Here is an 11,270-nt window from a genome sequence, read left to right as displayed (position 1 = left end):
GCCCGGAGCTCCGGGCTCATCCATCCTTGCGAATGAATCTGGACGATCGTGCAGAGCGGGCAACCGGTTGTAGATGACGCGGGCCCGCGGCATCCGCTCGGTCAGGCAGCCCCGTCGAACATGCTCGTGACCGAGCCGTCCTCGAAGACCTCGTGGATCGCGCGCGCGAGCAGCGGCGAGATCGGCAGGATCGTCAGCCCCGGGAACCGCTTCTCGGGGGCGAGCGGGATCGAATCGGTGACCACGACCTCATCGATCGACGAGTCCTGCAGCCGGGTGGTCGCGGGATCACTGAAGACCGCGTGGGTCGCTGCGACGATGACGCGGCGCGCGCCGTTCGCCTTCAGCGCCTGGGCGGCCTTCACGATCGTGCCGCCGGTGTCGATCATGTCGTCGACGAGGAGGCACACACGGCCGTCGACCCGGCCGACGATCTCGTTGACCGTGACTTGGTTCGCGACATTCGGGTCGCGGCGCTTGTGGATGATCGCGAGAGGCGCATCGAGGCTGTCCGACCATGTGTCAGCGACCCGCACGCGGCCGGTGTCGGGAGAGACGACGGTCAGCAGCTCGCGGTCCTCGAGGCTCAGCGTGGTGCGGAAGTGCTCGAGCAGCACGGGCTTGGCGAAGAGGTGGTCGACGGGTCCGTCGAAGAAGCCCTGGATCTGCGCAGCGTGCAGGTCGACGCTCATGACGCGGTCGGCGCCGGCGGTCTTCATGAGGTCGGCGACCAGGCGCGCCGAGATCGGCTCACGCCCGCGCCCCTTCTTGTCCTGACGGGAGTAGGGGTAGTACGGCGCCACCACCGTGATGCGCTTCGCCGAGGCGCGCTTGGCGGCGTCGAGCATGATGAGCAGCTCCATGAGCCACTCGTTGACCGGCGGACCGAAGGACTGCAGCAGGAACACGTCGCACCCGCGGATCGAGACCTCGAACCGCGTCAGCATCTCGCCCGAGGCGAATGTGCGGTACTCGGTCGGCACGAGCTCGGTGCCGAGCTCCGCGGCGACGGCGGCGGCGAGCTCGGGGTGCGAGCTGCCGGTGGCGACGACGAGTCGCTTCTTGGTCTTGGCGACCAGCCCCGGCGCTATGCCGCGTTCCCGATCAAGATCGACCGTCTTGTCCTTGCGCGCCATCGTCTGCCTTCTGTGCATGGCGGGCCCGCTCCGCGACCTGCGCGGCCTGGGTGCCCGAGCGATTCTTCTCGACCCACCCCTCGATGTTGCGCTGAGGGGCGACGCTGAGGGCCAGGGCGCCGGCCGGGACGTCCTTGCGGATGACGGCGCCGGCTCCGGTCTTCGCGCCATCACCGATCCTAACGGGCGCGACGAAGACGTTGTGCGAGCCGGAGTGCACCTCGTCGCCGATCTCCGTGCGGTGCTTGACCAGATCGTCGTAGTTCGCCGTGATCGTGCCGGCCCCGAGGTTCACGCCGCGCCCGATCGTCGTGTCGCCGATGTACGACAGGTGGGGCACCTTGCTGTCCTCGCCGATCGTGGAGTTCTTCACCTCCACGAACGTGCCCACCTTCGCTCCGCGGGAGAGCTCCGCACCGGGGCGGAGGTAGGCGAACGGACCCACGTTGGCCTTCTCGCCGATGACCGCGAGCGTCGCATCCGAACGACGAACGGTCGCCCCGGCGCCGACCTCGCAGTCCGCGAGACTCGTGTCGGGACCGATGATCGCCCCCTCGCCGATCGTCGTCGCCCGCAGCACGAGCGTGTTCGGCAGCAGGGTCACATCGGGGGCGAGCGTCGCGGTGACATCGATCCACGTCGTCGCCGGATCGAGCACGTTCACACCGTCGAGCTGCCACCGGCGCACCGTGCGCGCGTTGAGCGTGCGCGCCGCATCCGACAGCTGCACGCGGTCGTTGATGCCGAGAGCCGCGGATGCATCGGGGGCACCGTACGCCGCCACCCGCTCCCCCGCAGCGCGCGCGAGGGCGACGACGTCGGTGAGGTACCGCTCGCCCTGCGCGTTGGCGGCCGTGAGGCCCGGCAGATGGGCGCGCAGCGTCGCGGCGCGGACGACATAGACACCGGCGTTGATCTCGGTGATCGCGAGCTCCGCGGCCGCGGCATCCTTCTGCTCGACGATGCGCTCGAGACCGCCCCCGGCGCCGCGCACGATGCGCCCATAGCCGGTCGGGTCGTCGACCTGGGCCGAGAGCACCGACACCGCGGCATCCGCCAGTCGGTGCGAGGTCACGAACCCCGCGAGCACCGGCGCTTCGAGCAGCGGCACGTCGCCGGAGAGCACGAGCACATCGCCGTCGAAGTCATCGAGCGCATCAACGGCGAGCTCGGTCGCGCGCCCCGTGCCCGGGATGTCGTCCTGATCGACGACCTGCACGCCCGGCAGCGCGTCGAGCGCCGCCGCGGCGACGAGGTCGCGCTCATGCCGCACCACCACCACGACCCGGTCGGGCTCCAGCTCGATCGCCGTCGAGAGCACATGCGCGAGCAGCGACCGCCCGCCCAGCTGATGGAGCACCTTCGGCAGCGACGACTTCATGCGGGTGCCCTGGCCGGCGGCGAGGATGACGACGGCGAGGCCGGTGGCGTTCTGCTCGTTCATGCTCCGCCGCCAGGACTCGAACCTGAACCTCACAGCTCCAAAGGCTGTCGTGCTGCCATTACACCACGGCGGACCGGCCCGCCCACGGCCTGCGCCGTCGGGAACCGCCCCCAAGTCTGCCACCTCGTCGCCCCGCGCCCGGGACCGGAGACGCGGCGCGCGATAATGGGCGGATGGCACCCGAGAGCGACGAGGTCGACCGCATCGTCGAGGCCTGGATGACCCAGCGCCCCGACCTCGACTTCTCGCCTCTCGAAGTACTCTCCCGCGTCGACCGGCTCTCCCGCCACCTCGACCGCGCCCGGCGTGAGGCGTTCCGCCGCAGCGAGCTCGAACCGTGGGAGTGGGACGTGCTGTCGGCGCTGCGCCGCGCCGGCGAGCCCTACCAGCTGAGCCCGAAGACCCTCCTGCAGCAGACCCTCGTCTCGAGCGGCACCATGACCAACCGCATCGACCGGCTCGTGGGGCGCCGCCTCGTGCAGCGCGAGGCCGACCCGGCCGACGGGCGCAGCATCCTGGTGACCCTCACCGACGACGGTCGCGTGCGCGTCGACGCCGCGATCACACGTCTCGTCGATGCCGAGGCGCACCTGCTCGAGCGGCTCTCGCGCACCGATCGCGAACGCCTCGCGTCTTTGCTGCGCAAGCTCAGCCTCGGATTCGACGCGTGAGGCAGTCGGAAACTCGCTCGACACATCACGGAACTTTTCACGAAACGTAAAAGATTTACGCTGACCTCGGTCTTACACAGATGGAGGTCCTCGTGACGAATCCCCTTTCGCGCGCTGCCCGAGACCGCGCGCACAGCACTGGCTCCACCCGCACCACCTCCCGCACCACCCGATTCCGCATCCGCACCGCCGCTCTGGCACTGACGGCAGGGGCACTGGTCACCGTGCTTGCCGGCTGCGCCGCCGCATCGCCCACCACCTCCACGTCTTCCGCCTCGTACGGCAGCGCGGGGATCGCCCTGAGCTGGATCAAGAACTACGAGTTCGCCGGCTACTACTTCGCCGACAAGGACGGCGACTACACAAAGAACGGCTTCAGCTCGGTCGACCTGATCGCCGGTGGCGGCTCGACCAACTCCTGGGACAGCGTGCTGTCGGGGCAGGCGCTCATCGGACTCGCGTCCGACCTGACCGGCATCACCGGCGCCATCAACGACGGCGCTCCCCTCAAGATCATCGGCGCCCAGTTCGTGCGCAACCCCGTCGGGTTCGTCTCGCTCGCGAAGAACCCCATCCGCACCGTGGCCGACCTCGCCGGCAAGAAGATCGGAGTGGATGCCGGTGGGAAGCTCGCCGTCGAAGCGGTGCTCAAGGCGAACAATCTCCCCGAGGACACCGTCACGTTCGTCTCTGTGCCGGCCGGGATCGATCCGCTCATGAACGGCCAGGTCGATGCCCTCATCGGGTTCCTGACGAACTATCCCATCGCGGTGAAGAACGCCGGTGGCGACGTCGTGACGATGTCGTTCGCCGACGCGAACTACGCGCAATTCGGCGACGCGATCGTGGTGAGCGATGACGCACTGAAGAACCACAGGGATGAAGTGAAGGCGCTCATGAAGAGCGCAATCGAAGGCTGGAACTCGGCCCTCACGCAGGGCACCAACGCGATCGCAGACATCGCGATGGAGTACGGCGGAGCCCAGAACGACCTCGACAGGTCGCTGCAGGTCGACAGCGCCGCCGTGCTGCCCTCCTTCATGCTCACGCCCGACACGGTCAAGAACGGCATCTTCACGATCACGCCCAGCCTCGTCACGCAGGCCACGGCGTCGCTCGCGGCCGCCGGTATCACTGCGGACCCTGCGATGTTCGACACCTCACTGCTGAGTGAGCTCTACCAGGAGAACCCGGACCTGATCCCCGGATTCACGGTTCCGACCTCCTGATCCCTCGGGGATGCCGGCCGCTACGGCCGGCATCCCCATTTCCGCCTCAGAAAGGGGATCGCATGCGTGCTCTCCGTCGCCCCCGCGCCCGGGCGACCGCACTGGCGGTCACCGGGGTCGCCCTGATTCTCGGCGGGTGGCAGATCGTCGCCGTGACGGCCTTCACCCGAGCGAACGGCTCGTTCGGCGCGATACCCCCTCCCGGCGAGGTAGCGCGCCGCGCGGTGCAGGACCTCGCAGACCCTGGCTACTGGTCGGGCTTGTCCGCGACGGCGTCCAGTGCCCTCATCGGCTACGCGATCGCCGCACTCGCCGCGCTCATCCTCGGAGTCGTCGTGATGCTGCTCCCCTGGCTCGATGACGTCGTGAACAACATCGGCGTGATCGCCGCCTGCGCGCCGGTAGCCGCCATCAGTCCGATCGTGGTCCTGCTCTCCCCGACGGGCAGCCGCGCGGTGAGCATCACGCTGGCGGTGCTTGCCGTGGAGTTCCCGATGATCGTCGGCGTTCTCCTCGGCCTGCGTGCGGCGACATCGAGCCAGGTGGACCTCGTCTATGCGTACGGAGGCAGCGAGTGGACCGCGATCCGCACAGTACGGATCATCGCCGCCGTCCCGTCTGTGATCGCCGCTCTCAAGATCGGCGCGCCCGCAGCGTTCCTCGGCGCCATGACCGGTGAGTTCTTCGCCGTGGGTGTCGACACAGGCGTCGGCCGCCTCCTCCTCTCACAGCAGTACGTCGGTGATTACGTCGGGATGTGGGCGATCGCACTGCTCGCGACCCTTGTGTCTGCGCTCGGCTATGCCGGCGTCGCTTTGGTTGCACGGTTGAGCGCGCCGTGGACATCGATGACGGGGGGTCGGAGATGACCGATCTCCCCCGCAAGGTCCGCAGCGTTCGGATCCCACGACGCGCGATCATCTCCTTTCTCTCCGCCGCAGCGACCCTGATCCTGGTCCTGCTCCTGTGGCAGGTGATCATCACGACGTCCACGATCAGCACCTATCAGGCGAAGACGCCCATCGACGTCTGGCGCTACCTGTTCGTCGACGGTGCAGCCAAACCGGTTTCGGCGGCAGACCGACGCGCCGACCTGGTGCCGATCATCGCCGTGACGGTGTTCCACGCCGCGGTGGGTCTGATCTTCGGCGTTACTGCGGCGACCGTCGGAGCCATCGTGCTATCGCTCTCCTCGACCGCCCGCGCCATGTTCCTCCCGATCGCGCTCGTGCTCCAGACCGTCCCGCTGATCGCGATGGCTCCCGTGATCTTCGCCGTCTTCGGCAGCGGCGTGCTGACCGCCGCGGTCGTGGCAGCCATCGTGACGCTCTTCCCCCTGATGATGAACATCCGAGCCGGCCTGTCGAGCGCCTCGCCCGAGACGATCGAGCTGGTGCACGCGTACGGCGGTGGGAGGCGACGCCTGCTCTGGCACGTTCAGCTGCCGGCCGCGCTTCCGTCCCTCTTCGCCGGACTCAAGATCGCGGCGCCCGCCACGGTCTCCGCCGCGACGCTGTACGAATTCCTCTTCTCGTTCGAGGGGCTCGGCGCGAATCTCCTCACAAGCAAGTCGTACTCGAATTACCCCCTGCTGTGGACGCTGGTCGCCGTAACAGTCGCCCTCGCGCTCGCCGCCTACGCTCTGGCCGCACTCGTGGAACGGCTCGTGCTCTCGCATCGATACCCACCCACGCGCACGCACCCATCCCGTCGAGGAGGAGCCTCATGACCGATCCCGGTGTGTCACTGACGAACGTCACCCGTCGCTTCGGTAGCCGTGATCGCGAGGTCACAGCCGTGTCGGACGTGACCCTGCAGACCCGCAAGGGGAGCTTCCTCTCCTTGCTCGGGCCGTCCGGGTGCGGGAAATCGACCCTCTTGAGGATGATGGCCGGCCTGGATGCACCGACCACGGGCCGGATCACCGTCGAGGGCCTCTCCCCCCACAACCTGCGTCTGGGCCAGAAGTACGGCATCGCCTTCCAGGATCACGCGCTCCTGCCATGGCGCACCGTGCGACGCAATGTCGAGTTCCCCTTCACACTCGCCGGGCGCCCTGTCGAACGCGACTGGGTGGATGAATTGCTGTCCATGGTCGGCCTCGAGCAGTTCGAACACGCGCGACCATGGCAGCTCTCCGGCGGAATGCGGCAGCGCGTCGCGATCGCCCGCGCGCTGGCACTGCGGCCATCGGTGTTGTTCCTCGACGAGCCGTTCGGCGCCTTGGACGACATGACACGGCAGCATCTCAACTTCGAGTTGCAGCGGTTGTGGAGCGAACAGCACGCCACGACGGTGATGGTCACCCACGGCATCCGGGAAGCGGTGCTGCTGAGCGATCACATCGCCGTCATGAGCGCGCGTCCGGGTCGCATCGTCGACATCATCGACGTCGACCTGCCGCGCCCTCGGCGCCTCGCAGACATGTCTTCCCCCGAGTTTCACCACTACGTCGATCGGGCTTCCGAGCTCTTGTTCGCCGGCACCACAGAAAGGCACGCCTCATGACCACCTCCCTCGATTTCGTCGCCGCGACCTCCACCGAACCGGATGTGGATGCCGCAGCCCGCGCAGTGCGCGACTACATGACCGCCATCGGGCTCGACGTCGACCACCCCACCCTCGTGGACACACCGCGTCGCGTGGCTCAGGCAGCTCTGGACATCTTCTCCGGGATCCACGGCGACCCGGCGGCCGCCCTGGGCGGCGGCGAGCCGATCGAAGGGGTGTATCCGGGGCCGGTGGCTGTGCGCGACATCCCCTACTCCTCGATCTGCGAGCACCACCTGCTGCCGTTCCAGGGGACGGTGTCGGTCACTTACCTCCCCGATCGTCGGCTCGCAGGCATCGGGGACTTCGACACGATGATCCGCGTGCTCGCGGCGCGTCCACAGATGCAGGAGCGGTTGGCTGACCAGATCGCGGCCGTCACCGAGTCCACGCTCGGCGCCAAGGGAGTTCTGGTGCGCCTGACCGCGGAGCACGCCTGCATGTGGGCCCGCGGGGAGCGCACGGTGGGCGCCACCGCATTCTCCGTCGCGTCACGCGGCGTCTACACGGTCGAATCCCCCGAGCGCGTCGAGGCGCGCGCGCTTCTCGGCCTGTGACCCGCGCACCCGATATCGTCCGCGTCGCGACCGCGGGGGGCATCGCCGTGCAGCCGGTCGGTGCGACCGAGCAGCACGGCGCTCACCTTCCCGTCGACACCGACACGATCATCGCGGCCGCGCTCGCCCGACGCGCGTGCGATCGCCTCGCCGGCGAAGTGGAGACATGGCTGCTCCCCGCGCTCGCATACGGATTCTCTCCGGAGCACGCGTCGCACGCCGGGACCATCTCACTCGCAGCCGACACGATCCTGCGCGTGTGCGACGACGTCGCTCGCGCGGCGCAGGCCTCCGGGATGCGAGCGATCGTGTTCGTGAACGGACACGGCGGGAACCCCGAAGTGCTGCACGTCGCGACACGGACGATCCGTCGAGAACGCGGGCTCCATGCATTCACCGTGCATGCACCGTCGCTTCCGCTCGATGCCGACCTCGTCGCATCGCACGCTGCAGCCGAGACCGACGTCCACGCGGGGCACTACGAGACGAGCGTGATGCTCGCGCTACGTCCGGACCTCGTCGACACGACCGCGCTCCGCAGCGACGGGGTCGATCTGGAGACGCGCTTCCCTCGCACGGGAGGGGTGTCCCCACTGGGACCCATCGGCGTGCCTTGGCACTCCGAGGATCTCTCCGGCACCGGCACGATCGGCGATCCCTCTCACGCCGACGCGACATGGGGGCAGCGCGCGCTCGAGGTGCAGGGACGTGCGCTCGCCGACGCGCTACGAGGATTCGTCGCCTACGCCGATCGGGTCCGGCCGTGATCGTGCACGTCGCTACACTCACGACGGAGGGAGGCGTATGACCGGCGAGGATCTTCGTTCCCCGACCCTCCAAGAGGTCGCCACCGCGGCACGGGTCAGCCTCGCGACGGCGAGCAATGCTCTCACGGGCAACCGCGGAGTGAGCGTGGCTCTGCGCGATCGCGTTCTCGATGCCGCACAGCGACTCGGCTACCCGCGCGCGCAGGCGCGCGCACGACGCACCGATCGCATCACCGTCGGAATCATTCTCCCCGACGTGCGTCACCCCGCGTACGCGGAGTTGGCGCACGCGTTCGAGCGCGAGGGGCAGCGGCGCGACTGGTCGCTCGTCCTGAGTGTGTCCGACTTCACCCCCGCGGTGGAGCTCGATGCACTCGAGAGCCTGGTTCGATCGACCGACGGGGTGCTGCTCTCGCCGTCTCGCCCGCCGCGCTCGGGGGTCCACATGCTCCAGGCGAGCCCCGTCCCCATCGTCGCCTGCGACGAGCCGGCCGACTCGCCGTTGATCGGGGGTTGGGTGCGCTCAGACGACTTCGGGGGCGGCCGACTCGCGGCGCATCACCTCCACGACGCCGGCGGCACACGTTTCGCGATGATCGGCGGACACGGCTATCTCCCTTCGACCCATGACCGGCGCGAGGGCTTCCTCGCCGGACTGCGCGACCGAGGCGTGGCCGAGTCGGACGTGCTCATCATCGGCGATGCCTACGGCATGGACGGCGGACAGGACGCGATGGCGGAACTGCTCGAGACCGACGACACCGTAGATGCCGTATTTGCCGTCAGCGACATGCACGCCGTTGGAGCGCTGTTCCGCGCACTCCAAGAGGGCCGCCGAGTGCCCGAAGACATCCTTCTGTGCGGATTCGACGGTGTCGCATGGACCCGTCAGATCACTCCGACGATCACGACCATCAAGCAGGACTGGGAGCGCATCGCCGTGCGCGCGATGGACATGCTCGACACGATGATGAACGGCGGCGACGGTGCGCGAGCGATCCTCCCCGTCGAACTCGTGGTGGGAGCCTCCAGCACGCGCTGAGGTCAGCGGATCGCTCGATAGCCTGGACTGCTATGGCCCATCTCATCGGCGGCGAGCATCTGCACGTCGAATTCCCCGCGAAGGTCGTGCTCGACGACGTCACCGTCGGTGTCGCCGACGGCGACCGTATCGGCATCGTCGGCCGCAACGGCGACGGCAAGTCGACCCTCATGCGCGTGCTCATGCAGCGGTACGCACCGGATGCCGGCAAGGTGACGGTGCGCGGCGGCATCCGCGTCGGCATGCTCGCCCAGGACGACGACCTGCCGGAGTCCGGCAGCGTGCAGCACACGATCGTCGGCGACCGGCCCGAGCACGAGTGGCTCGGAGACGCCCGGGTGCGCGACGTGCTCAAGGGGCTCGTCGGCGATCTCGCCCTCGACGCCGACGTCGACACGCTTTCCGGCGGCCAACGTCGCCGGGTCGCGCTCGCGCGTCTGCTCGTCGGCGACTGGGATGTCGTCGCCCTCGACGAGCCCACCAACCACCTGGACGTCGAAGGCATCACCTGGCTCGCGGAGCACCTGCGGGCGCGGTGGAGCGCGGCATCCGGAGCCCTTCTGGTCGTCACGCACGACCGCTGGTTCCTCGACGCCGTCTGCACGCGCATGTGGGAGGTGCACGACGGCGAGGTGGAGCCGTTCGAGGGCGGGTACGGGGCGTATATCCTGCAGCGCGTCGAACGCGACCGGCAGGCCGCCGTCGCCGAGGACAAGCGCCGCAACCTGCTGCGCAAGGAGCTCGCGTGGCTGCGCCGAGGGGCCCCGGCGCGCACGTCCAAGCCGAAGTTCCGCATCGATGCGGCGACCCAGCTGATCGAGGGCGAGCCCGACCCGCGCAACGGCATCGAGCTGACCAAGCTCGCCACCGCCCGACTCGGAAAGGACGTCGTCGACCTCGTCGACGCCTCCGTCTCGTTCGACGAGAAGCCCGTGCTCGATCGAGTGGAGTGGCGCATCGCCCCCGGCGAGCGCACCGGCATCCTCGGGGCGAACGGCGCGGGCAAGTCGACCCTGCTCGCACTCGTGGCCGGCACCCTCGCCCCCACGTCCGGGCGCGTCAAGCGGGGGCAGACCGTCAAGGTCGCGCACCTGACGCAGCGGCTCACCGAGCTCGAGCCGGTCGAACGCCTGCGGGTGCGCGAGGTGCTGGCCGAGCAGAAGACGACCTACGTCGCCGGCGGCAAGGAGCTCACGCCCGCCCAGCTGCTCGAACGGCTCGGCTTTCGCGCATCGGAGCTGTCGACGCCGGTCGGCGACCTCTCCGGCGGTCAGAAGCGGCGCCTGCAGCTGCTGCTGGTGCTCATGGGCGAACCGAACGTGCTCATCCTCGACGAACCAACCAACGACATGGACACGGACATGCTCGCCGCCCTCGAGGACCTGCTCGACACGTGGCCGGGCACCCTGCTGGTCGTCTCCCACGACCGCTATTTCATGGAGCGCGTCACCGATCAGCAGTACGCCGTGCTCGACCACCGCTTCCGCCACCTGCCCGGCGGCGTCGATGAGTACCTGCGCCTGCGGGCCGCGATGACGGATGCCGCGTCACGCCCCGCGACCGCCGCGCCCCGGGCCGCGGCATCCACCCCCGCCGCATCGACCCCGGCCCTCTCGGGCGCCGAACGCCGGGCGGCCGAGAAGGAGCTCGCCGCCATCGACCGGCGGCTCGCGAAGCTGGCGGAGCAGATCTCGGCGGTCGATGTGCGGCTCGCCGACGCGCATGACGACTACGCCGCGCTCGTAGCGCTGCAGACCGAGCGCGATCAGCTCACCACCGAGACCGTCGAACTCGAGGAGCGCTGGCTCGAGCTCGGCGAAGCGGTGGGCTGAGAACGACCGGCGTCGATCACCGCGCAGCCCACTCACCCCTCG

Annotated in this window: 11 protein-coding genes and 1 tRNA gene; 9 read left to right on the top strand and 3 right to left on the bottom strand. The window is 69.0% G+C overall.

Annotated elements, in window-relative coordinates; translation table 11 throughout:
* Positions 1-101: 101 nt before the first annotated feature.
* From FFS51_RS13945 to FFS51_RS13935, 3 genes are all read right to left on the bottom strand, one after another.
* Positions 102-1,136, bottom strand: coding sequence for a ribose-phosphate diphosphokinase (locus FFS51_RS13945; RefSeq protein WP_137878714.1), 1,035 nt, complete (start codon positions 1,134-1,136; stop codon positions 102-104).
* Positions 1,105-2,580: a bifunctional UDP-N-acetylglucosamine diphosphorylase/glucosamine-1-phosphate N-acetyltransferase GlmU gene (gene glmU, locus FFS51_RS13940; RefSeq protein WP_137878713.1), complete on the bottom strand. Its 1,476-nt coding sequence runs from the start codon at positions 2,578-2,580 to the stop codon at positions 1,105-1,107. Before glmU ends, FFS51_RS13945 begins: the two co-directional genes overlap by 32 nt.
* Before the next feature lies 1 nt (position 2,581).
* Positions 2,582-2,653: transfer RNA gene (locus FFS51_RS13935), tRNA-Gln, on the bottom strand.
* Positions 2,654-2,753: 100 nt separating this feature from the next.
* Here FFS51_RS13935 and FFS51_RS13930 point away from each other — a divergent pair.
* From FFS51_RS13930 to FFS51_RS13890, 9 genes are all read left to right on the top strand, one after another.
* Positions 2,754-3,251 carry a MarR family winged helix-turn-helix transcriptional regulator gene (locus FFS51_RS13930; protein ID WP_045248652.1) on the top strand — a complete coding sequence of 166 codons (498 nt, stop codon included), beginning with the start codon at positions 2,754-2,756 and terminating at the stop codon, positions 3,249-3,251.
* A 92-nt stretch (positions 3,252-3,343) separates the two neighbouring features.
* Positions 3,344-4,480 carry an ABC transporter substrate-binding protein gene (locus tag FFS51_RS13925; protein WP_171006202.1) on the top strand — a complete coding sequence of 379 codons (1,137 nt, stop codon included), beginning with the start codon at positions 3,344-3,346 and terminating at the stop codon, positions 4,478-4,480.
* 62 nt (positions 4,481-4,542) lie between these two features.
* Positions 4,543-5,349 carry an ABC transporter permease gene (locus tag FFS51_RS13920; RefSeq protein ID WP_137878711.1) on the top strand — a complete coding sequence of 269 codons (807 nt, stop codon included), beginning with the start codon at positions 4,543-4,545 and terminating at the stop codon, positions 5,347-5,349.
* Positions 5,346-6,209: an ABC transporter permease gene (locus FFS51_RS13915; protein WP_137878710.1), complete on the top strand. Its 864-nt coding sequence runs from the start codon at positions 5,346-5,348 to the stop codon at positions 6,207-6,209. Before FFS51_RS13920 ends, FFS51_RS13915 begins: the two co-directional genes overlap by 4 nt.
* Entirely contained in the window at positions 6,206-6,988 is a 783-nt protein-coding gene (locus FFS51_RS13910) for an ABC transporter ATP-binding protein (protein WP_137878709.1), read from the top strand. Before FFS51_RS13915 ends, FFS51_RS13910 begins: the two co-directional genes overlap by 4 nt.
* Positions 6,985-7,587, top strand: coding sequence for a GTP cyclohydrolase I (folE, locus tag FFS51_RS13905; protein ID WP_137878708.1), 603 nt, complete (start codon positions 6,985-6,987; stop codon positions 7,585-7,587). The genes FFS51_RS13910 and folE overlap by 4 nt, the downstream gene beginning before the upstream one ends.
* Entirely contained in the window at positions 7,584-8,354 is a 771-nt protein-coding gene (locus tag FFS51_RS13900) for a creatininase family protein (protein ID WP_171006201.1), read from the top strand. The genes folE and FFS51_RS13900 overlap by 4 nt, the downstream gene beginning before the upstream one ends.
* Positions 8,355-8,391: 37 nt before the next feature.
* Positions 8,392-9,396: a LacI family DNA-binding transcriptional regulator gene (locus FFS51_RS13895; RefSeq protein ID WP_137878706.1), complete on the top strand. Its 1,005-nt coding sequence runs from the start codon at positions 8,392-8,394 to the stop codon at positions 9,394-9,396.
* A gap of 32 nt (positions 9,397-9,428) precedes the next feature.
* Entirely contained in the window at positions 9,429-11,228 is a 1,800-nt protein-coding gene (locus FFS51_RS13890; protein WP_137878705.1) for an ABC-F family ATP-binding cassette domain-containing protein, read from the top strand.
* Positions 11,229-11,270 lie beyond the last annotated feature (42 nt).

It is taken from the genome of Microbacterium sp. 4NA327F11 (assembly GCF_005503465.1).
Taxonomy (GTDB): domain Bacteria; phylum Actinomycetota; class Actinomycetes; order Actinomycetales; family Microbacteriaceae; genus Microbacterium; species Microbacterium ginsengisoli.
The sequence above is the reverse complement of the archived record's forward strand: the minus strand, read 5'-3'. Positions and strand labels throughout refer to the sequence as shown.